Consider the following 21,113-nt stretch of genomic DNA (forward strand, 5'->3'; position numbering starts at 1 on the left):
TTTATTCGGAGTTATCTGTGTTCGCTGTCAGCGTTGCGCGCTTCATAGAATAGTGAGCGCGAGTATCGGTACATTGGGACGCATGAGCAAAGGATTCGGTTTTTCCTTCCCCAATAGTGATGACGACGATGACAACGACGGCCGCCGCGACCACAACCCCTTCGGGAGCTTTAACTTCGGCGCCGGCGGTGGCGGGCTCGGCGACATGCTGAACCAATTCGGTCAGATGCTATCCGGCATGGGCTCCTCCATGAACTCTGAGGGCGGTGCTGGGCCGGTTAATTACGATCTGGCAAAGCGGATCGCCATGCAGGAGATCTCTGCTAGCAAGCCCGTCAGTCCGGAAGACGCACGCGCCGTAGAGGAATCAGTGCGCCTTGCGGAATTGTGGCTCGATGACGCCACGACGTTACCCACCGCTTCTGGCACAGTGAGCGCATGGAACTCCGTGGAGTGGCTCGAGGCTACGTTGCCCATGTGGCAGCGCATGGTCTCCCCCGTGGCCAAGCACATGAATGATGCTCAGCTGGAGTCCATGCCTGAAGAAGCCCGGAACATGATGGGTCCTCTTTCGCAGATGATGAACCAGATGTCTGGCATGAACTTCGGCATGCAACTTGGGCACGCTTTAGGGGATCTGGCCTCCCAGGCTTTGACTGGCTCGGACTTCGGGCTGCCCATCGCGCCTGCTGGAGTGACCGCGTTGTTGCCGCAGAATATCCAAAAAGCCAGCGCCGGCCTGGACATTCCAGCCCAGGAGGTCTTAGTCTATGTGGCTGCACGTGAGGCAGCTCGCCAGCGCCTGTTCAAGCACGTTCCTTGGTTAGTGGAGCGCATCGTTTCCTCCGTCGAGGAATACGCCATGGGCCTAGTTATCGATACTTCTCACATCGAGGAAGCAGCGCGCGATCTCAACCTAGAATCGGGAGACCCCCAAGCCATCCAAGATGCCATTGGCAAGCTGCAGGGCATGGATCTTTCCCCCAAGATTAGTTCTCGTAACGCGGCCGCCGCCGCGCGCCTAGAGACTTTGTTGGCCTTGGTCGAGGGCTGGGTCGAGCACGTTGTCTCCGAGGCTTTGGGCGAGCGCATCCCCTCCACCGCCGCCTTGACCGAGGCTTGGGCACGGCGCCGCGTTAGCGGAGGCTCCGCCGACCAAGCCCTTTCGAAGGTCGTGGGCATCGAACTCAGTGCACCAAAGGTGTCCGAGGCAGCAGAGTTGTGGCACCGCGCCACCGTGGCCGTCGGTCCTGAGCAGCGTGATAAGACGTGGGATCACCCGGACTTCCTGCCCACCGCAGACAACATCGATAACCCCGCCGCATTCATCGATTCCCTCCTGGATGATTCCACGGATGAGGGCTTCGAGCAGGAGTTTGCCAAGCTTGAGCAGATGCTGCGTGAGCAAGACAGCGGCGCTGAAGGCAACGCCAGTGATGGTGACACCGAAAATAAGAACACTGATGACGACAGCGACAAGGGCGATAAGGACAACGGCGAAAAGAACGAGGGCTAAGAAAGTCCCGCTTTAACTACCTCGGGGCCTCGGCGCTAAAACGCTGATAGGCCTCGAGGTATCCTTTTGCCCTTTCGGCTTGCGGGGCTTTATCCGCCCAATCCCAGAACTCGGTTCCGTGACCGGGGATGAAGGTATGCGTGAGCTCATGAATGATCACGGCTTCCACCACATAATCGGGCACGTCACGCAGGCGGTCGCTGATGCGAATCTCACCTGTTCCCGTGGTGCAACTACCCCAGCGCGAATTCTGATTACTCACCCACCTGATGGAGCTAAAAGTGGCGCGGCCAGCGAGGTAGCGCTCATTGAGCTCCCGTGCCCGGCGAGCCAAGTCTTCATCAGAGGAGTGCCGGCTTTTATGCTTGCGTTCTAGCCGCGCGCGCATGTCGGCGACAGCCTGGGCCTCTTCTTCACGCGACATCCATGCCGGAATGCGCACCTGCAGCACTCCGTCGGTCACGCGCGCTTGCACCGTGCGCCGGCGGCGGGCAGAACGGATAACGTCCACGGGAATCTGGGCACTCGACATGACAGCAGATTCTACCTGTGGTGCAATGGTGCCTATCTGCGGGGCAGGGGGTGTCACGCAGTCTCGAGGAGTCCAACTCGAGAACACCAAGGGGAGAAAGACTCAACGCGAATGTATGACGAATACCAAGGCGGAGAACTACTGCAGCTGACATATGGCTGCCAAGCTGTGGTGCGCGAGCCGGGCGTGGTGCAATTTGGCGCAGACGCAACTCGTATGGGTCTCATCGAGGTAACAGGAGCCACAGAGGTTGCCGCCGTCCTGAACGCGCTGGCTGAGCCCGCCCCACGCGCACGCATCATCGAGGACCTGCGGGACTGTGGCCTGGGGGTCATGGCTTCTTCCAGCCTCGTCGCGGACCTGGTGGGATATGGCATTCTCAGGCCCCCGGCGATGGCGAGCTACCTCACCATCCTCGGGGATTCCGTCCTAGCAGGGCGACTGCGCGCCATGGCGCAGTCCGATGGCTTTGAGCTGCGCACGCCGTTGGGAGAGGAATCTCTGGGCTCCTATGCGTCAAGCCTCGATTCGGATATTCCGGTTGTCGCCGTGGACTTCCTGGCGGATCCCGTGGACACAGCCAACGCGCTTGATGGCCACGGACTCACCTGGTTACCGGTCTCCTTGCTCGACTCCCGTGGATTCATCGGCCCGCTGCGCCGCGGTGAGCAGGGCCCGTGCCCGCTGTGTGCACACCTACACCGCGTAGATGCAGATCCGCGCTGGCACCACGTCTCCCAACAGCTGGCGCAGACCCCTGGAATTGCGGACCCGGCAGCGATACAGGCCGTCGCCGCCCAGGCCCTCATCCAGATCCGCAAACTAGCGGGCCGGCCCCTTCCGCCAGGCGCAAGCGGCGCCACCATGCTTAACGGAGAAGTACTCGAGGTCGATGTCTACGGGCGCAACCAGCAGCGCTTCCTCAACGAGCACCGCCGCTGCCCCGTGTGCTTTAGCGGGGCCTTGCAGGCCATTAGCCCCTTGTTGCGCGAATAACCTCGAGGACCTCGGCGCCGTAGCGCTCAAGCTTGGCGGGGCCGACGCCAGCCACATCGAGCATCTCCGCATCACTGCCTGGTAGATCCTCAGAGAGTGCACGCAAAGTGGCATCCGAAAAGATTACGTAGGCCGGCACCTTGGCGTCCCGCGCCGCACGCGAACGCCAGGCACGCAAGGCGCTGAATACCTCCTCGTCCCCCTGATACTCACAGTCCTCGTGCCGACCCAGAACTTTCTCGGCCGGCGTTTGCAGCTCGCCGCGGCATACCCGGCATCGCTGCGGGCGGTACTTGCGCCCTGCCGTATGTGATTGCGCCACCTCAGGGACAATCCCGTCGAGAAAGCGGGTGCGCTCACGTGAAGCCCGCGAGCCTGTGCTCTTGGCCAGGGCCCACGACAACGCCAGGTGCACTCTCGCCCGGGTAATTCCCACGTAAAACAGCCGGCGTTCCTCTTCGATCTGCTCATCTCCGGCCTTGATGGCGTGGTTGATGGGCAGCAGCTTCTCCGTCAAACCAACGAGGAATACTGCATCCCACTCCAGGCCTTTGGCCGCGTGCAGAGTAGCTAAGGTGACGCCCTCCATGGTGGGGTTCTGCTTGGCATCAGCCCTGCGCTTCAGCTCCCCCAAGACCGCAGGTAGATCAAAATCAGGGCTATCACTCACAATCTGGGCGATGAGATCAACTAATGCATTGAGCGATTGCCAGCGCTCCCGGGCCTGCGCACCTTGGGGCTCGGTGGCGCTTAGACCGAGCTCGACGAAGGCCGCGCGGGCAATGGCTACCGGATCATCAGGCAAATCTTCACGGCGCGAGGCCGCGATGAGTACGCGGATGGCCTCGAGGATCTCGGGGCGCCGGAAGAAACCCTCGCCTCCGCGCACCTGGTATATTATGCCGGCATCCGCCAAGGCCTGCTCGAAAGGTTCGGATTGCGCGTTAATGCGGTACAAGATAGCGATCTCGGAGGCGCGCACGCCCTGCGCCAGCAACGTGAGGATCTGACCCGCGACCTCCTTGGCCTCATTTTCTTCCGATTCATAGGCACGGAAAGTAGGCTCCGGACCGGGCTCACGCATGCCCTGCAGTTCCAGCCGGGTGCCCGCAGCACGCCCGGTAGCCTTGCCAATGACAGTATTGGCCAGTCCCGTGACCTGCGGGGTGGAGCGGTAGTCCCGCTGAAGCTTGACGACGGTGGCTTCTGGGTAGGTCCGCGAAAAGTTCAAGAGGTACTCCGGCGAGGCCCCGTTGAAGGAGTAGATGGTCTGATTGGCATCCCCCACCACGGTCAGATCATCCCTATCCCCCAGCCAGGCGTTGAGCACGCGCTGCTGGAGGGGCGTCACGTCCTGGTACTCATCCACGACGAAGGTGCGGTATTGCTCCCGGAATACCTCGGCGACGCCAGGGACGTTCTCAATCGCTCCGGCGATGTGCATCAAGAGATCATCGAAGTCCAACAGCATGCGTTCCGGCGTGGACTTGAGTTGCTCGTAGCGCCGATAGACCTCAGCGACCTTGGCCGGATCCGTGGGCGCCTCCCGCGCCGTGGTGGCGATGACCTCCGGGTAGGAATCCGCGCTGATGAGCGAGGACTTGGCCCACTCGATTTCTGAAAGGAAGTCCTTGATCGAATCCTTGGAGTTATCTGCCCCCAGCGAACGAACCGCACGGCCAACCAAGGAGAACTTATTGTCTATGAGCTGCCAAGGCAGGTCACCGGCTACCTGTGGCCAGAAGTAGCGCAGCTGACGCCGCGCAGCGGCGTGAAAAGTCTGGGCTTGGACTCCCCCGACCCCCATGGCGGCAAGGCGATCCCGCATCTCTCCAGCGGCACGCGCGGTGAAAGTCACTGCGAGGACGCGCTGCGGGTTGACGAAGCCTTGGTCTACCAAGTTGGCGATGCGGTAGGTAATTGTGCGGGTCTTTCCCGTACCCGCGCCAGCCAGAATGCAGACGGGGCCACGAGGCGCGACGGCCGCGCGCCGTTGATCCTCATCTAATAGGGACAAGTCCGGTTTAATCACCGTGATACCACTCCATGATCATTTTGTGTGCGATTGATCCCGGGCGGGCAATGGGCAGGGAGGGAAGCTCCCTGCGAGATACCCACCGAATCTCTTCCAACTCCCCGTCAGTATCGCAGGTGGCGTGGACATCCTCCGTCACCGCAGAAAACCCGAGCATGATGGAGCTACTTGGGGGCCACGGCTGCGAGCCCCAATAGGTGACGTCATCGACTCGGCGCCCCGTTTCCTCCAGAGCTTCGCGCCTAAAGGCCTCTTCTAGGCTTTCTCCGGACTCAACATAACCAGCGATGAGGGAGTAAAAACCGGAGCGCTGACGGTTGCGGGCGAGAAGAATGCGCTCGCTGCCGGCCAGAGTAATGAGTCCAATGACCGCTGGATCCAGCCGTGGAAAGACCTGCCGGTTCGCGTCATCAGCATCGTGGCCTACGATACCCGGTTCTGGGAACTCGAGAGGCTTGCCAGTGCGTGGATCGAAGCGCTGCTCGCGACGGTTGCGGATGAGCGCAATGGCCCGCAGGATCTGCGGATTCGCTGCGAAATAAGGTGCATCGTGTAGCTGGCCTAGCCGGGCCGCAGCGGAATCCTCGATCAAGAAAGCAACGAAACCCTGGAGTGCGACCTGAATCTGGCCCGTGGGCGCGGGAAGAAAAAGCGGCAGACCTGTACCGTCAACGGGCACGCGCCCAGTAGCGGTTACTGGCAAGTACACCTAGTCCTCCTCGTCCTTTTCTGTGACCTCCACGGGGCGTTCCATATCGTGCTTGATATAGAGCAGGCGGTCCCCCGGCTTCAGCGCCGAGGCGTCCGCGGTATCGACGCGGTGGAGGTCATTGTTGCGCAACACAGCCAAGACTATATCCGCGAGGTGACGCGGGTTAGAGCCCACCTCAAACTCGCGGACGGGGCGCTCGGCCACGGAGAATCCCTCATTCGGGGAAAGGAGATCCTCCATCATTTCCACCACCGTGGGCGTAACGGTAGCCAGCCCCAGCATGCGCCCAGCAGTCTCTGCGGAGGTGACCACGGAATCCGCTCCCGATTGGCGCAGCAAGTGGCGATTCTCGGACTCACGGACGGAGGCGACGATCTTGGCCTTGGGATTAAGCTCGCGCACGGAGAGCGTGCACAGCACGGCGGTATCGTCCGTGGACGGGGTGACCACGATAGACTGCGCATGCTCGACGCCGGCGATTTTCAAGATGTCCTGCTTGGTGCCCGAGCCATAGATGGTGACGAGGCCGTGGTGCTCGGCATGTGCGAGAGAAGCGCGGTTGGAATCGATGACCACGATCTGCGAAGCTGCAACACCATCCGCCAGCAGCGCGGAGACCGCCCCTGCGCCCTTGGTGCCGTAGCCGATGACAACGGTATGGTTACGCAATTGCTTTCTCCAATTCTGGATCTCGAAGGTCCTACGCGCTTTATCGGTCAGGACTGACAAGGTGGCACCGACCAACAAAACCAAGAAGACGAGGCGGGCCGGGGTGATGATAATGAGGTTGATGAAACGAGCCTGTGGGGTGACGGGCACTATGTCCCCGTAGCCCACCGTGGTCAGGGAAACCGCGGCATAGTATGCGGCATCGAGCAAGGAAATATCTTCGCTATATCCCTCGCCGTCGAAGTAGACCACGAAGCTAACAAAGACAACGAGGCCGAAGGCCCACAGCGCACGATAGCCCAACTGACGCCACGGACTGGAGCTTTCATCCCGTGGGACCCTGATGATGTCGATGAGGGCATAGTCAGGCTCGGTGCTGCGCTCCGCTTGCGGATTTAAGCGCTCCTTGAGCCTTGCGCTCATACGACTGGCGCGTTTCCTGGCAAACAGTGATCTCTCCGCTCTATCAAACCTTGTAGTGGACTTAAACTCTCTTCTGAGAACTGTCCTATACCTTAAACCTGTGGCGGAGTCACCGCCGATTCCAAAAGCTCAGCAAGCTTATCGCCCCGCGGCAAATCACGGGGTTCGAAGAGGTATCCCTCCCGCACATAGTAGAACGCGGCACGAACATTGTCTGCACGACGGATGCGCCGCCACGCCTCGGCGTAGACCGCTAATTGCACCTCCGCCGAGCGCAAGGCCGAGCCCGCAGGAGGGCGCCCCGTCTTCCAATCCACGATGAACCACGAGCCATCAGGCTGTGAGAATACCGCATCCATCCTTCCGCGCACCACGCTGGAACCGATAGTGATTTCGAAGGGCGCCTCCACGAACGCCGGCACACGGTCGGCCCATTCCGATTCGAGGAAGTCCTGGCGCAGCTTCTCGACGTCGCCAGGCTCCGTCTCCTCTGCGCCGGGAAGCTCATCCTCGCCGAGCAAGGCGGGCATGGCGAAGTAATCCTCCAACCAGGCATGGAAAGCCGTGCCGCGCTTGGCATAGGAATTGGGCTTGAAGGGAATGGGTCGGCGTTGTCGGCGCGCGAATTGGACGGGATCCGTGCTCAACGCCACCATGTCAGAGGCCGTGAGCTCGCTAGGCATCTCTACCTCGACAACCGGGGCTTGCAGCAAGGAATACTCCTCGATCAAGGCACCGGCTTCTTGCTCCCAGAGCTCGTAGGTTTCCCCCGCGCTTAAATCCGGAAGTTCTTCCATGGCGGCCAAGACTGCTTCGGCCCCGGCAAGCGCCTCCGGTGCAGGGTGCAGCGCCGGGAAGTCTGCCTCCTGCGGCGGCGCTGCCTCGAGGGCTTCGGGGTCTTCCGGCACATCCCAGTGGACAACGAGATCTGGGTGCTTTGCCCGCAGGAGCGCCAAATACGCGTAGGGCCCCTTCTTGCTGGCCCCTGTCTTGAGGTTAGTTCCGGAACCCGTGATGGTGAGAGTGGCTTCGGAGCGCGTGAGCGCCACATAGAACAGGCGCGCGGCCTCCTCTGCCTCGTGCTCGCGCACCTGCGCCTTATACTCCTCGCAGGCCTTGCCAAAGGCGGAGCGCTTCGTGGCATCCGGGTCGACCTCAATGACATCCTCATCCCCGGGGACCTTATGGACGTTGGTGAGGAAGGTCTCTGCCTTAGCGCCATAGCTGCTGGAGTCCGCGTGGACGACGCAGACATGCTCCCACTCCAAGCCTTTGGCCTTGTGCACGGTCATGATCTGCACGCGGTCCCCGCGGGTGGGAACCTCGCCGGAGTCCAGGCCATTTTCACGCTCGCGGGCAAGCTCGACAAAATCGAGGAAAGCATAGAGAGAATCACCGTGGAAACTGGCTACCACCTCTGCAAACTTATCAAGCTGGGTGGTAGCGCCTGCGCCGCCGCGGGTAAGGACCTCGGTGCGCAGGCAAAAGAGATCCTCGATGTCGGCGAAAAGATCGCTGAGTGGCTTAGACAAGGCATAGGTACGCAGGTGCCGCAGCTTAGCTCCTACTTCTTCCATGCGCGCCAGCCCCTGCGGGGTGTAGCGCTCGCGCTCGCCTAAGTCAGCGAGGGCGTCGGCAAGCCCCAGGACTTGGTCCGGGCCCTCCGCCACCGCCTGCTCTAGCTGCGCCGATAAATGGGCCAAAGCATCGCTGCCTTCCTCCCAGCGCACGCGGGCATCCCCCGCGCCCATGAGATTGCGCTGGCGGGAATGCAGCGCCTGGATATCAGCCACGCCCAGGCCACACAAAGGCCCGCTGAGCACTCGCAACGCCGCCTCGCTGTCTTGGGGGCGCACCAGCATCGTTGCTAGGGCCACGAGATCTTGGACCTCCGGCTGCCAGAGGAGGCCGCCCACCCCGACAATCTCATTGGGCACGCCAACCTCATCGAGGGCCTGCGAAATCAATGCGGACTGACGGTTCGTACGCACCAACACTGCCGCGCTAAAACCGGATTCCTCAGGTCTCTTTTCCCAGAGCTTATGGAGGTGCTGGGCAATAAACTCGCGTTCTTGCGCACCCGTGGCGAAATAACCCAGGCTCACCTCGCCCGGCGCGGCACCGGCGCGGGCCTCGAGCTCGTCCACGGGCCGCGGCGCGCCGGCGAATACTGAGGTGGCGACGTCGTTAGCCAGCGCCAGCACCCGGACCGGATTGCGCCAGGAGGTGGTGAGCTGATCCTTGCCCGCTGGCGCTCCCCCAGCCTGCGGAAAGTCCTCGACGAAGGCGGCAAGGTTCTCCGCTGTGGCCCCGCGCCAGCCATAGATGGCTTGCATGGGATCTCCCACCGCGGTAACGGCCAGCCCCTGCCTCTCGCCGCCAAAAAGGCTGCGCAGCAGGATTCGCTGGGCATAGGAGGTGTCTTGGTACTCATCAAGCATGATGACTCGGTAGCGCTGGCTCTGCTGCTGCCCCACCTGTGGGTGCGTCCGTGCCAGGCGGGCCGCGATGGACATCTGCTCACCAAAAGTTATGACAGCACGCGCGGCCTGCTCTTCATGCAAAGCCTCAACGAGCGGGAGATATTCCAGCCGCAGCTTTTGGGTATCGAGATACTTCTGGACTTGCTTGCTAAACTCCGGCCCTTTCTTGCTCGTTTTCTCCAGATCCTCGGCGGTTAACTGGAACACCTCCGCGTGCGCGCGCAGAGCTGCGGGATCGACCAATTCGCTATCCATGGACTCGCTCAAACGCAGCAGCGTTTGGGTCACCGTGGACAAAGACTGGCCCGCAGACAGCCTGCCGCCATAGTTGCTCACTACCTCGTGGGCGATGGCAAAGCGCTCGGCCTCGGTGATGATCCGGGCACTCGGTTCCACCGGTAGCAAGAGCCCGTACTCACGCACCAAGTCCCCAGCGTAGGAATCATAGGTGGACACAACCGGGGCGATATTGCTCAATGCCTCCGCCACGTCTGAACCCGGAACGATGAGGCCCGATCCGCGCAGCGCCATCAATTGGGTGCGAATGCGTTTTTCCAGCTGCTGGGCCGCCTTGCGGGTAAAGGTCAATCCCAAGACCTGTTCTGGGCGCACGAGCCCGTTAGCAACCAGGTAGACCACTCGCGCGGCCATGGTTTCCGTCTTGCCCGCACCCGCGCCGGCGACGACGAGCTTGGGTCCCAGCGGGCTTTCGATGACGTGGGCTTGCTCGGCGGTGGGCGGAAACTTCTTGCCCAAGGCCCCTGCCAGGGTCACCGCGTCGAAGCGCGATTCTTGCTGGAGGTCTTCCGAGTTAGTCGTGGGCATCGGTGGCAAGCCTTCCTTCCTTTTGGACCGGGCAGATAGTACGCAGGCGGCAGCGCTCGCAGGTGGGATTCTCGCGTGCGCGAAGCAGCGGCCCCCGCATCTGGGCGAGCAACGGTGGTAGCTGTTGTGCAAACTCCTCCAACTCTTCGGGGGGCACCGCCGCCTGCTCGCGAGTGGGAACTTTGACGGTGTGTGCTCCTGGATAGACCAGTATGCCGCCGCCACGTGGCAGGCCGGACCCTGTGACAATGGCGCCTTCCTCCCATTTTCCATGGGCCAGCGCGAGTTGGTAGGTCTTGAGCTGCAGGTTGTCCTGTGCCTGTGCCTGGCTCGGCGGAGTCTTTCCCGTTTTCAGATCCACCACCACAAAGTCTTCCCCGGCTTGTACCAGGCGGTCAATGTAGCCGTGGATCGACGCTTCCTCCCCGATGCGCACAGACACGGGTACCTCGACCCCACGGGTTTCTAGGACACCGGCAGTCTCGTTGGCCCAGACTGCGATGCGGTCCAGCAGGGTGGCAAAGGCCTCTTCCTCGGACGCCCTTTGCCATGGCGGGCACTCCACGACAGACAGGTAAGCATCCAACGTGAGCTCGAAGGCCTCGCGCTTGTCGACGCCGCGCCCCAAGGCCTCAAAAAAGGCATGCGCCAAAGTTCCGCGCACTAGATGGATGGGATTATCCGCAGACTCGGCGACACCAGCGAGCATGGCGTTGAGAGGGCAGTTCACCAACGCCTCTACACGCGAAGGCGAAAGCGAATCCTTGTCCTTGAGCGCCACGTTCGAGGCCACCGCACGCGCATTGGCCCATTGCTGGGGGTGCGCACCCGGTATTCCTGCCTGCGCCATGCGCGCCAACTGTCGCGCGGCCTGGGCCTTCTCACTCTCCCCTGCCTGTGGATTGCACACCACGCGCCGCAACTGCGCTACAAAGGCGGGAACGGAAAGCACCGATACCGACAAAGGATCAACCTCAAGGCCCTCGCGCGCGACGATGGGGGCCGGTTCAGCAACGTCCAGTCCCAACTCCCGCGATAGCCTCGTGCGGCGCAGCTTACGCGCGGCTGCCCGGCGCGCCTGTTGGCCAGGAACGTCCACGCCGGCTCCTGCAAACTCCGCAATAAAGCGCGAGGGCTCTTCCACCTCATCGCCCTCCGGGGAATCGACCGCGGCGATAAGCAGCCGCCGGCGGTGGCGCGTGGTGGCTACGTGAAAGAGGCGACGCTCCTCGGCCAAGCGGACGGCGCCGTGGCTGACAGGGGTTCCGGGGATGATGCCGGAATCGAGCAGATCGATCAGATCCTCTTGGCCGAAGATCGATCCGGTCTCCCCCAGCGAGGGCCAGGCGCCTTCTTGGGGGGCAGCGACCACCACGGTGTCCCATTCGCGCCCGACCGCGCCGTGCGCGGTGAGTATTTCCACCGCTTCCGGTATGGCGCTGCGCCGATCGCGCACGCCGGTGGGAAGTTCTTGCTCGTTGATATGCCTGACAAAGGATGCTATTTCGGCGCCCGGGCGGCGCTCGGCGAAGTCTCCGGCGCCGTCGAAAAGCGCCATGATGGCGTCCAAGTCACGGTCCGCCTGGGAGCCGGTAGCCCCACCCCGCAGGGCTGAGGCCTGCAGGCGCGTATCCAGCCCCGTGGCCTGCCACACCGCCCACAGGATCTCCTCGACGCTGGCGCCGGCCTCGATGGCCTCCAACCCGGCGCCGAGAACCCCCCGGACGCGGCCGAGGATCGCCAGCTCACGCTCGGTAAGCAGGTTTTTGAAGTCCGGCAAAGGCCCGCGCAAAACCTCGCGCAGGGTGGTGATTCCGCGCTCCTGGGGCCGCCAGCGCCGCAAACCGCGAATGAGTCGGCGCAGGGTCACGGGATCCGCGCCGCCGACTGGACCGGTGATGAGCTCCTCCAGCTCGGTATTGCTCAGTTCCTCCTCCAGGCTGCGCAGGGCCAGGAGGATGGCCTTGACCAGGCGTTGTTGGGAGAGCACGACGTCGGTGGGGCTGATGTGAACAGGCACTCCACTGGCCAACAGGCTGCGCCTGACTGCGGCAAGTTCGCCGGTGGAACGCACGATGACAGCAATCTCGTGCCAGGCGATGCCATCCTCCAGGTGCCGGCGCCGCACCGTGTCAGCCACGACATCGCGCAAGGTGCCGCGTGAATCCACGATGCTCACGCATGCCGGGCTCGGGGTGCGCCAGGCGCGGGTGAGATTCAGCTCGTGTTCGGCGCGGAAATCCTGCAGGAACTGCGAACTAGCGCCGCGAAAAGCAAAGACCGCCTGATCCGGATCGCCCGCGACAACGACGAGGCGCGCGTCCGGAACGAGAGCTTCGATGAGCCTACCTGCGGTAGGATCCAGCAGCTGCGCATCATCGACGATGATGGTGTGCCAGGGATGGCTCCGGGTCAGCTGCGGGCGCAGGAGCACCTGGTTGAGCAGCTCGGCCGCAGAATAGGAGTTGGCACCAGCCAGAGCCTGCGTGCGCTCATACTCCCGCAGGAAATCGCCCGCCGCGGTCCACATGGGCTGCGCATACTCATACCCCAGCCCCTCCAGATCAGCTGGTGCCAGCCCGCGTTCGATGGCCCGCAGGAGAAAATCCCGCAACTGCCTGGCAAAGCCGACGTAGCCTAGGGCGGGGCGAATCTCGGAGGGCCATAAACCGCGCCCATCCACGACGTGGCCTTGCAGAAGCTCGCGAATGACCGCATCTTGCTCCGCGCCGGTGATAAGCCGGATAGTCTCCGGGCTGGCTTGGCGCAGCAGCGCGAAGGCCAGAGAGTGAACGGAGCGCACCATGGAGGCTTGCGCGCTGTAATCGTGCAGGCGCTCACTCAACTCGCGGCGCAGCAGTGATCCCGATTCTTTGGATGCGGCTACGACGAGGATGCCGGAAGGATCCGCCCCCGCCTCGATCTGCGCGATGACGGTGTCGATGAGCAGGCTCGATACGCCGGTGCCAGCTCCGCCACGCACCCGCCACGTACCTTGCGCGGGGAGATCGAAGTCCCACTGCCGTGCGTGGTGCGTGGCGGGCCGAGCCACGAGACGCACCTGTGGCGAGGGCGGAAGGATCACGCCGGCGCGGGTGGCGGCATGGGGGTTATAACTCACCGCGATAGTGTCCCCGTCGCTGCGGACACGAGCATCTCCTCTACCGCCTCTATGTGCGAACGAGTGATCGCTTGAGAGTGGGGGTGAATATCGTTGACGTGGCGGCGATAGGACGCCGCCCGCAGCAGGAGCTGGTCCATGTCTGGCACGTGGCTAAAACGCCGACAGATCCCCTCATCAACGGCGCCAGCAATGAGTCCGTCGACGATCACGATAGCCGCGCTCCAACCGGCTGGGCGAGGCGAATCCGTGGGAACGATGTCGAGGACGGCCGGAGGGTTGCTGCCGGAGTACACGGTGGTTCCCAACAGGTCGGCGTGCCCAATGACCACGTGCGGATGATCCAACACGCGCAGGGCCTCCCCCTGCTCATCCCAGGCCGCACGCTCGGCGCGGGCGAATACGTCATCTCGCTTGCCAAATCCGGGCAGCGGTGCGGTGGATAGTGCATCTTCCAAACGCAGCGCTAGTTGAGCCGTCTCATCGATGCGTCCCTGCAGGCTGCCTTCGATGAAAGACGTGGCCTTCCACCCTGCGGCGGTATAACGACCGTCGCTGGAAAGCACTGGCCTGGCTATACGGGCCCCGGCGACCTCCAGTTTCTCGCGCACCTTGGCTGACCACGATGCCCATTCGCTGGCTTGGGCATAAACCGTATCACCGACGCGAATGCCGTTATCCCAAGCCGAACGGAGCTGGGTGCCTGCCGACGTCCGTGCGGAACTACCGGAGGGAAAAGCACTGAGAACATGTTCTGGAGGAATGGGCATGGCGGCTACTTAGCTCCTATTCGGGGTTGTGCGGATCCTGGCTGGCGGCGGTGGGATAAGGCCACGGGTTAGGTTCGCAGGTGGTGTCCTCATTAGGGTAGATCTCTTTGGAGTCTTTCTCGTAGAGCTCCGCGTTATTAAGACTCAGGGTCTGTTGCATCATGATGGGGGCCAATTTGCCCTGTCCGCCGCAGGCCTGGTGTGAGGCATAGCCGATGGCGTGCCCGAACTCGTGGTTGATGAGGTACTGGCGGTAGTTTCCCACATCGCCCTCAAAGGTGGCTGAGCCGCGCACCCACCGTGACTCGTTGAGGTTAACCGTGGAGTCTCCGGTGATGGTGGTGTGGCAAGAGGTCTCGGTCTGCAGCTGCGCGCCGCAGAGCTCGGCTGTGGTGGCAACGGAGGTCAGCCGGATGGTGGTATCTGGGTTGTCCGCGGCAGCGACATGAATGAACTCATAGTCCCCCGTGGCGGTCCAGCCTCGAGGGTCTCCCAAGGTGGCGTCAACCAGTGAGGCGAATGCAGCATCGCCACCGAGTGTCGAGGTATCAATGCCGTTTTCCACCTCCAGCGCATAACGCACCAGCTTCTTTCCGCCCTGCCCGAAGTGGGCCCCTGGGCTGCCGACCTCGCGGAAAGTACCGTCTCCCGCCTCAGTAAAGGGGCCGCCTGGCGGTAGTTCATCGATGGATAAGCGAGCGGCGTCGACAGCCGCGGGATCAGGACCTACGTGCTCCGCACCCGACGGCGCAACCGATGAGGCGACCGACGTTGCAGTCGAGGGAGATTCCGTGACCGAGCCACCGCGGGCAATGTCAACGATCACCCACACAGTGATGATGACCATGATCGGGATCGCCACGACACGCCACCAACCATATTCCTGTGCGAAACGCTCCACCACGTTCGGTGGAGCTGGTTTGCGGTGCTGGCGCCTATGGTTGCTGCCCGAAGTCTCCATGGGGCATTAGGTTACCCAATGAGGTGGCCAGAGGTGGAATTGCTTTTATGCCCCCATAAAGCCCACGGCGTGCGGCTTAGTGGCGCCGATCTCTACATAAACCACGCGGTCGGTGCGGATGATGTACTTACGTCCTTTTTCGTCCACGAGCTCCAGTGCCGAGTTATCTGCCAGCGCGGAATTAATCTGCTGCGAAATCTCATCCTGCTGGCCATCGACGCTGATGACTAGTTCGCGGGCGGTATCGGCGAATCCGAACTTAATATCCATGGGGGTGTTAAATCTCCTTGTGTGATTGCTTCCTAATGGCTCTACTATAACGATCCCCGCTACTATCGAGGTGTGTCCGCCTCAAATTCCCAGTCCCCGACCTTTGCGGCCCTCGGTGTCGCCGCCGAAATCTGCGATGCACTTGCCGCGCGGGGCATTACTCATACCTTTGCCATCCAAGAGCTCACTCTGCCGATTGCGCTCGCCGGCCATGATCTCATTGGGCAAGCACGCACGGGCATGGGCAAGACCTACGGCTTTGGCGTTCCCGTCTTAGACCGCGTCTTTGATGATGCCGCCATCGAGGAGCTCGACGGCACCCCGCGGGCCCTCATTATTGCGCCGACCCGTGAGCTGGCCGTCCAGGTCGGTGAAGACCTCAAGGTTGCCGCCTCCCAGCTCCCGCTTCGCCTAGCCACATTGTGCGGCGGCCATCCCTATGAGGGGCAAATCAAGCAGCTCGAGACGGGCGTAGATGTCATCATCGGCACGCCCGGTCGCCTCCTCGACCTCTCGCAACAAGGCCACCTCGTCCTCGATCACGTGGCAATCCTCGTCCTCGATGAGGCAGATGAGATGCTCGATCTCGGCTTCTTGCCAGACATCCAGAAGATCCTCAAGGCACTGCACGGGAACAAGCACCAGACCATGCTCTTCTCCGCCACCATGCCTGGACCCATTCTCACACTGTCGCGCACGTTCATGAATAAGCCCCTTCGCATTCGCGCTGAGGCCGGCGAGGAATCGCAGACTCATGCCTCCACGCGCAAGGTCACTTTCCTTGCCCACCGTATGGACAAGCTATCCGTCCTCGCCCACGCCCTCCAGGCGCGCGGACGCGGACGCACCATCATTTTCACCCGCACGAAGCGCTCCGCAGCCACCGTGGCTGAAGAGCTCGCCCAGCGTGGCTTCAAGGTGGCGGCGGTTCATGGCGATCTGGGACAGGCCGCGCGCGAAAAGTCTCTCGACAGCTTCCGCAATGGGACGGTGGACATTCTCGTTGCCACCGATGTCGCCGCCCGCGGCATCGATGTGGACGATGTCACCCACGTCATCAACTACCAAGTTCCGGATGACCCCATGACCTTTGTCCACCGCATCGGGCGCACCGGCCGCGCGGGCCACACCGGCACCGCCATCACATTGGTTGGATATGACGAGCTACCGAAGTGGCAGATCATCAATGATGAATTAGGACTCGAGCAACCGGAGCCCCCGAAGTGGTTTAGCACTTCGCCCGAGCTCGCCGAGGCTCTGGATATTCCAGAAGACGTGGAAGAGACCGTCGGCCCGGCCACCAAGGTCATTGGTGCCAGCTTCCTGTCACAGAAGAATTCTCCTCACCGCAATAGCACCCGGGAGCGCCGCTCCCACAGTCGGCGCCGATGAGCCCGGCCCCCATTCTCCGCGACTCACCCCGGGACTGGAAGGCCGCCTTCATTATCGTGATTGTGTGCGCCGTAGCAGTCGTTGGAGCCTTTTCTACCGCTAGTATCCGCCACAGCCACCTCACGCAGCAGGCCGCGCCTGGTACCCCTGCCGAAAGCGAGCTCTCCCCAGCGCCAGCCGGCCTCGGTGAGGACTTCCGCCTGAGCAACCAACTCACCCCGGGAAACTTCCGCGCTGTGACTGCGGCTGGCCTGCTCATTACTCATGAAGGCTCTACCATCACCGCCACCACGGCGGGTGGGCGTACCGCGTGGTCCTATGAGCGCACCGACGTTACACTGTGTTCCCTTTCCACCGCCTGGGACAAGGTCGTAGCCACCTATCGCACGAGCGCGGGTTGTGGCGACGTGGTAGCAATTTCTGCGGCCACGGGCGAGTATGCAGACACTCGCAGCGCCATCAACTCTCCGGACGTGGTGTCCTTATCCTCGAATGACCGAGTCGGCACGGTTTCTAGCGAACGCGCCGAGCTGTGGCGCTCTGATCTTGTTCGCTCCGTGGAGTATGGCGATGTCGAGGCGCCACAGGAATCCGATATGCAAGAACATGCAGATTGCACGATCACTTCTGCGCTCACGCGTACTGAATTACTCGCCGTGACTGAAACATGCCCTGCGGATCCAGACTCTACCTGGCTACGCCTGCAAGAGACCACGCCCGAGGACTCCCGCAAGCCCGAGGTAGAGGCGAATATAGAAGTAGATAACCCCGGCGCAAAGCTTGTGGCGGTGGGCCAAAAGGCGGCGGCGGTGTTCATCCCCGGCCCGAGCCCAGAGATTGTGGCCTACGATCGCTCTGGCAACGAAATCTCGCGCTCTGCAGCGCAGCCCGCCCCGCTTGACGATGGCGCCTCTATCCCCTTCGCCCCGGCTACCGCAGATCTCCCGCACAACATGTCTTGGTTCGATGGGGAACGTCTGTATCTGTTTACCCCCTCCGACCTGCACGTAGACCGCGTCCTCGGCGAGGCCATCGGCACTCCAGTGGCAGCGGGTCCAGAGCTCCTCGTCCCGGTTCCAGAAGGCATCGCCGTGGTGGATGCATCCAACGGCAGTACCCGCTATACCATCCCCGTGGACCGCGGGGACTACCGCGGCGCTGTCTATCTCTCTTTGGCCGGAGAGAGCATCATCGAGCAGCGCGGAGACGTGGCGGTAGCCCTCTCTGCGCGTTAGAGCACCTCCCGGTTTAAGGTGGGCCTCTCCCCCAGCTCTAAAAGTTGCGCGCCGACCACTGCGCCGAGGCGGGGACGAAAAGCAGCAGCCCGAGCACTGCCACGGCGCTGACGAGAACTACTGCGCCTAGGACCACCGCACCGCCGCTGAGCATCTGGAAGGAGCTAGCGGCAAGAATGAACTCCACGAGGACGATTGCGCCGCGGCCCCAGCGCTTGCCTTTGAGCAGAGCCCAAGAACCGGCAATGACAAAGCCGAATACGACGAAGATAAACAGCGCGGTTCCGACTCCGACGAAGCCTCCTGCTGATGATTCAGAGATCATCGACGGGTTTTCTTTCCCCATCAGCTCTCGAACAATAAGGAAGATTCCAAAGGCGATGACGGCCAAGGATTGGACAACGGAGATTGCCGTGGCGATGACGATGGGCTGCGGCGCACGCTCAGCATTCTTCTCGGGACTGTTCACGGGATCATTCGCGGGACTATTCACGCGGGACAGTCTACTGGTGCCCATGAGGGCGATCCGCGGTACACCTGCGGTGGGGGCACCGTGTCGATCGACAGATTTGACGGGATTGCGCTCATTAAACTCACTCATCCGCGCAACATTGCGCAGCTCAGAACGTTTCTCCCAGCTCGCGTTCAGGTCTGCAGCGCTTATTAGGCAGCCCTAAGTAGCCATCGGCTCCGTGAGCTTTGACACATTTTGACGTCTACCCCTAGCGGGAATTACTTAAACATGTCATTATTTTCAAGTAGCAAAAACAACGAACTGTTTAACCGGTTCTTAACCTGAAAGCCCTTTCGGGTTAATGCAGAGTAAACCATGGCGGCGGCGACGCGGCTCAGCTTCGAGCCTGGGCCCCACTGCAAGCAGACCAGTTTGCCTCACACCCCACGACATTTGTTGCAACTTTCTTCGCCAGAAGTAAGGGGCACTGATGTTCCCTGCTGTCTAAAATTTGTTAGGAGATTTCAATCATGGATTGGCGCCACGAAGCTATTTGCCGCGATGAGGACCCAGAGCTCTTCTTCCCCGTCGGCAATTCCGGCCCTGCACTCACCCAGATCGCTAAAGCTAAGCTCGTTTGCAACCGTTGCCCGGTTGCCTCCGCCTGTCTCAAGTGGGCCCTCGAGTCCGGCCAAGATGCCGGCGTATGGGGCGGCATGTCTGAGGAAGAGCGTCGCGCACTCAAGCGTCGCGCCAACCGCGGACGTGGCCGCGCACGCGTCACCGTCTAGGAAGTACCCCCAATTTCTTGTCTGGCATTCCTTGCCGCTAGAGTTGACTAAGTTCATTTACCCTCAACGAAGGAGTACACGATGAGCAAGCGTGGTCGTAAGCGCAAGGATCGCCGTAAGAAGTCCGCTAACCGCGGCAAGCGTCCTAACGCATAAACACAGCAAAAAAGGCTCGTTTTCAGGTACTTTCCCGCCGCCCCAAGGCAGGAAAATACAGAGAACGAGCCTTTTGCCGTCTTTAGCGCACAGTAATCTGCGTGATTTCCACGCTGATGCGCTGCCGGAGATTCTGCGGGGCTTTTGCCTCTAGGCAGCACTTGCGCACTAGCGCGCGTACCACCTCCTCGCTCTCTAGACGCTCTTGGCAGGTGTCACACTGCGCGATGTGCTCGCGGATTTCCAGCGCACGGGCATAGCTCGTGGTGCTATCTAATAACTCACAAAACAAAGCCTGCACCTCGGGAGAAGTGCACGCACCACAGTTGTTTTCCTTCGTGCGTTTCATTATTTCTCTTCCGTATCTGGGTGGCCGTTTCCGATGCCGTGTTCTTTCGCTACATTCTTCAACGCGGAGCGCAGTAGTTTTCTTCCACGATGCAGCCTGCTCATTACGGTCCCCAGTGGGGTGCCCATCACTTCGGCGATCTCCTTATAGGCCAGACCAACCACATCCGCATAGTAAACCACCATGCGATAGTCCTCCGGGAGATCATTCATGGCCTGGGAAATTGCGGAATCCGGCATCCTTTTCAACGCCTCTACCTCGGCGGACTCCAGCCCCGTCGAGTCATGCCCTGAGGTGGTATAGAGCTGGAAATCACTCAACTCATCCGCGGAAGATTCCGTGGGGCGCCGCTTCGCCTTGCGGTAGGAGTTGATATAGGAATTGGTCATGATGCGGTACAACCACGCCTTGAGGTTAGTCCCCTGTTTGAAGGAGCCGAAGGAGTTATAAGCCTTGAGATACGTTTCTTGGACTAGATCCTCGGCATCCTGAGGGTTTCGCGTCATCCGCATAGCTCCCCCGTAGAGCTGATCCAAAAGCGGCAGAGCCTGCTCCTCGAAGCGGCGCTGCAGCTCTTTTGCGCTTAAAGTTTCAGTAGCCACGTTTTCCATACTATCGTGCGCTACTACAATCCCCACCATGGCTAAGAAAACCCCGCACGCAGCAACTCCCGCGCTCAAGGTTCTCGAGGAGGCAGGCGTAGCCCACGAGGTGTCCACTTTTGAGGGCGGCACAGATCACTTTGGCGAGCACGCGGCCTCTGCTCTCGACGTCGACCCAGATCGCATCTTTAAGACCCTCATGGTGGATCTCAGCGCCGGGAAAGGTCCACGTCGCCAGCTCGCGGTATGCGTCCTGCCTGTCTCTCATCGGCTGAGCCTGAAGAAGGCTGCAGCAGCTCATAACGCCCACAAGGCCACCATGGCCGATCCCGCCGACGCCGCCAAATCCTCAGGCTATATCCCCGGGGGAATCTCTCCCCTAGGCCAAAAGCACCCCCTGCCCACTGTCGTTGATGAGACCGCCATCCTCTTCGATACCATCTACTTTTCCGGTGGCAGGCGTGGTCTGGACATCGCTATGAATGCCGAAGACCTGGCAAAGCTTATCGACGCCACCTTCGCCGACATCGTGGCGGATTAAACTCTTTCCTCCCCGGCCTCCGTTCCTCCCCTGGTATCTGCCTGGCGCCAGCCGATAAGCAGCTCTTCTTGGTTTCTAGAGTCCACGGTGGGAGTGGCAGGCAAAAAGCGAGTCCCTTGCCGGTATTTTCCGGGATCATCTCCACCGCACAGTCACAGTCCTGCCCGCTTGCCCGCTGGGGTTTGTTTTGGGGTGCGGGAAGTCGCCGTTGGGCTCCTGTGTGGCCCTAACGGCTAGTGCGTGTGCGGTGGCTGCCAGATAATCTTCCCGCCCTTACGGG

19 protein-coding genes are annotated in these 21,113 nt (G+C 61.5%); 7 read left to right on the top strand and 12 right to left on the bottom strand.

Annotated elements, in window-relative coordinates:
- Positions 1–82: 82 nt before the first annotated feature.
- The gene (locus tag B2696_RS01460) at positions 83–1,516 is read left to right on the top strand and encodes a zinc-dependent metalloprotease (protein ID WP_286953572.1); all 1,434 of its coding nucleotides are present in this window, start codon (positions 83–85) and stop codon (positions 1,514–1,516) included.
- Positions 1,517–1,532: 16 nt separating this feature from the next.
- Here the strand turns inward: B2696_RS01460 and B2696_RS01465 are convergent, their stop codons facing one another.
- Positions 1,533–2,048, bottom strand: a complete 516-nt coding sequence (locus B2696_RS01465; protein ID WP_075729359.1) for a M48 family metallopeptidase — start codon at positions 2,046–2,048, stop codon at positions 1,533–1,535.
- A gap of 111 nt (positions 2,049–2,159) precedes the next feature.
- Here B2696_RS01465 and B2696_RS01470 point away from each other — a divergent pair, with 111 nt between their 5' ends.
- Positions 2,160–3,044, top strand: a complete 885-nt coding sequence (locus B2696_RS01470; RefSeq protein ID WP_286953577.1) for a TOMM precursor leader peptide-binding protein — start codon at positions 2,160–2,162, stop codon at positions 3,042–3,044.
- On the opposite strand, the gene B2696_RS01475 is transcribed toward B2696_RS01470, so the two are convergent.
- From B2696_RS01475 to B2696_RS01510, 8 genes are all read right to left on the bottom strand, one after another.
- A complete protein-coding gene (locus tag B2696_RS01475; RefSeq protein WP_276623078.1) occupies positions 3,022–5,076 on the bottom strand; it encodes an ATP-dependent DNA helicase UvrD2 in 2,055 nt (684 codons plus the stop codon). The two genes, B2696_RS01470 and B2696_RS01475, sit on opposite strands and share 23 nt — an antisense overlap.
- Positions 5,069–5,788 (bottom strand): NAD(+) diphosphatase, encoded by a 720-nt coding sequence (locus tag B2696_RS01480; RefSeq protein ID WP_286953581.1) that lies wholly within the window; start codon positions 5,786–5,788, stop codon positions 5,069–5,071. Before B2696_RS01480 ends, B2696_RS01475 begins: the two co-directional genes overlap by 8 nt.
- Positions 5,789–6,883 (bottom strand): potassium channel family protein, encoded by a 1,095-nt coding sequence (locus B2696_RS01485; RefSeq protein WP_286953582.1) that lies wholly within the window; start codon positions 6,881–6,883, stop codon positions 5,789–5,791. It lies immediately after the preceding gene.
- 92 nt (positions 6,884–6,975) lie between these two features.
- Positions 6,976–10,191, bottom strand: coding sequence for an ATP-dependent helicase (locus B2696_RS01490; protein ID WP_286953584.1), 3,216 nt, complete (start codon positions 10,189–10,191; stop codon positions 6,976–6,978).
- Positions 10,178–13,312, bottom strand: a complete 3,135-nt coding sequence (locus B2696_RS01495) for an ATP-dependent DNA helicase (RefSeq protein ID WP_286953586.1) — start codon at positions 13,310–13,312, stop codon at positions 10,178–10,180. Before B2696_RS01495 ends, B2696_RS01490 begins: the two co-directional genes overlap by 14 nt.
- A complete protein-coding gene (locus B2696_RS01500; protein WP_286953589.1) occupies positions 13,309–14,082 on the bottom strand; it encodes a hypothetical protein in 774 nt (257 codons plus the stop codon). Before B2696_RS01500 ends, B2696_RS01495 begins: the two co-directional genes overlap by 4 nt.
- Before the next feature lie 16 nt (positions 14,083–14,098).
- A complete protein-coding gene (locus B2696_RS01505) occupies positions 14,099–15,043 on the bottom strand; it encodes a DUF3152 domain-containing protein (protein WP_286953591.1) in 945 nt (314 codons plus the stop codon).
- A gap of 45 nt (positions 15,044–15,088) precedes the next feature.
- Entirely contained in the window at positions 15,089–15,313 is a 225-nt protein-coding gene (locus B2696_RS01510) for a DUF3107 domain-containing protein (protein WP_276623089.1), read from the bottom strand.
- A gap of 72 nt (positions 15,314–15,385) precedes the next feature.
- Here B2696_RS01510 and B2696_RS01515 point away from each other — a divergent pair, with 72 nt between their 5' ends.
- Together B2696_RS01515 and B2696_RS01520 are read left to right on the top strand one after the other, a co-directional pair.
- Positions 15,386–16,705: a DEAD/DEAH box helicase gene (locus B2696_RS01515; RefSeq protein ID WP_286953594.1), complete on the top strand. Its 1,320-nt coding sequence runs from the start codon at positions 15,386–15,388 to the stop codon at positions 16,703–16,705.
- Positions 16,702–17,940, top strand: coding sequence for a hypothetical protein (locus B2696_RS01520; protein WP_286953597.1), 1,239 nt, complete (start codon positions 16,702–16,704; stop codon positions 17,938–17,940). Before B2696_RS01515 ends, B2696_RS01520 begins: the two co-directional genes overlap by 4 nt.
- Positions 17,941–17,977: 37 nt before the next feature.
- On the opposite strand, the gene B2696_RS01525 is transcribed toward B2696_RS01520, so the two are convergent.
- On the bottom strand, positions 17,978–18,541 hold the full coding sequence (locus B2696_RS01525; RefSeq protein WP_232315968.1) for a hypothetical protein: 564 nt from the start codon (positions 18,539–18,541) through the stop codon (positions 17,978–17,980).
- Between the two features lie 383 nt (positions 18,542–18,924).
- On the opposite strand from B2696_RS01525, the gene B2696_RS01530 reads away from it, so the two are divergent.
- Together B2696_RS01530 and B2696_RS11510 are read left to right on the top strand one after the other, a co-directional pair.
- Positions 18,925–19,185, top strand: a complete 261-nt coding sequence (locus tag B2696_RS01530; RefSeq protein WP_276623094.1) for a WhiB family transcriptional regulator — start codon at positions 18,925–18,927, stop codon at positions 19,183–19,185.
- An 81-nt stretch (positions 19,186–19,266) separates the two neighbouring features.
- Positions 19,267–19,341 (top strand): 50S ribosomal protein bL37, encoded by a 75-nt coding sequence (locus B2696_RS11510; RefSeq protein ID WP_100227335.1) that lies wholly within the window; start codon positions 19,267–19,269, stop codon positions 19,339–19,341.
- 82 nt (positions 19,342–19,423) lie between these two features.
- Here the strand turns inward: B2696_RS11510 and rsrA are convergent, their stop codons facing one another.
- The gene (rsrA, locus tag B2696_RS01535) at positions 19,424–19,690 is read right to left on the bottom strand and encodes a mycothiol system anti-sigma-R factor (protein WP_075729347.1); all 267 of its coding nucleotides are present in this window, start codon (positions 19,688–19,690) and stop codon (positions 19,424–19,426) included.
- Positions 19,690–20,301: a sigma-70 family RNA polymerase sigma factor gene (locus B2696_RS01540; RefSeq protein ID WP_075729346.1), complete on the bottom strand. Its 612-nt coding sequence runs from the start codon at positions 20,299–20,301 to the stop codon at positions 19,690–19,692. The genes rsrA and B2696_RS01540 overlap by 1 nt, the downstream gene beginning before the upstream one ends.
- A 28-nt stretch (positions 20,302–20,329) precedes the next feature.
- On the opposite strand from B2696_RS01540, the gene ybaK reads away from it, so the two are divergent.
- Positions 20,330–20,833, top strand: coding sequence for a Cys-tRNA(Pro) deacylase (gene ybaK / locus B2696_RS01545; RefSeq protein ID WP_286953606.1), 504 nt, complete (start codon positions 20,330–20,332; stop codon positions 20,831–20,833).
- The last annotated feature ends 280 nt before the right edge of the window (positions 20,834–21,113 follow it).

The sequence above is a fragment of the Corynebacterium sp. UBA4397 genome (assembly GCF_002390965.1).
GTDB lineage: Bacteria > Actinomycetota > Actinomycetes > Mycobacteriales > Mycobacteriaceae > Corynebacterium > Corynebacterium flavescens.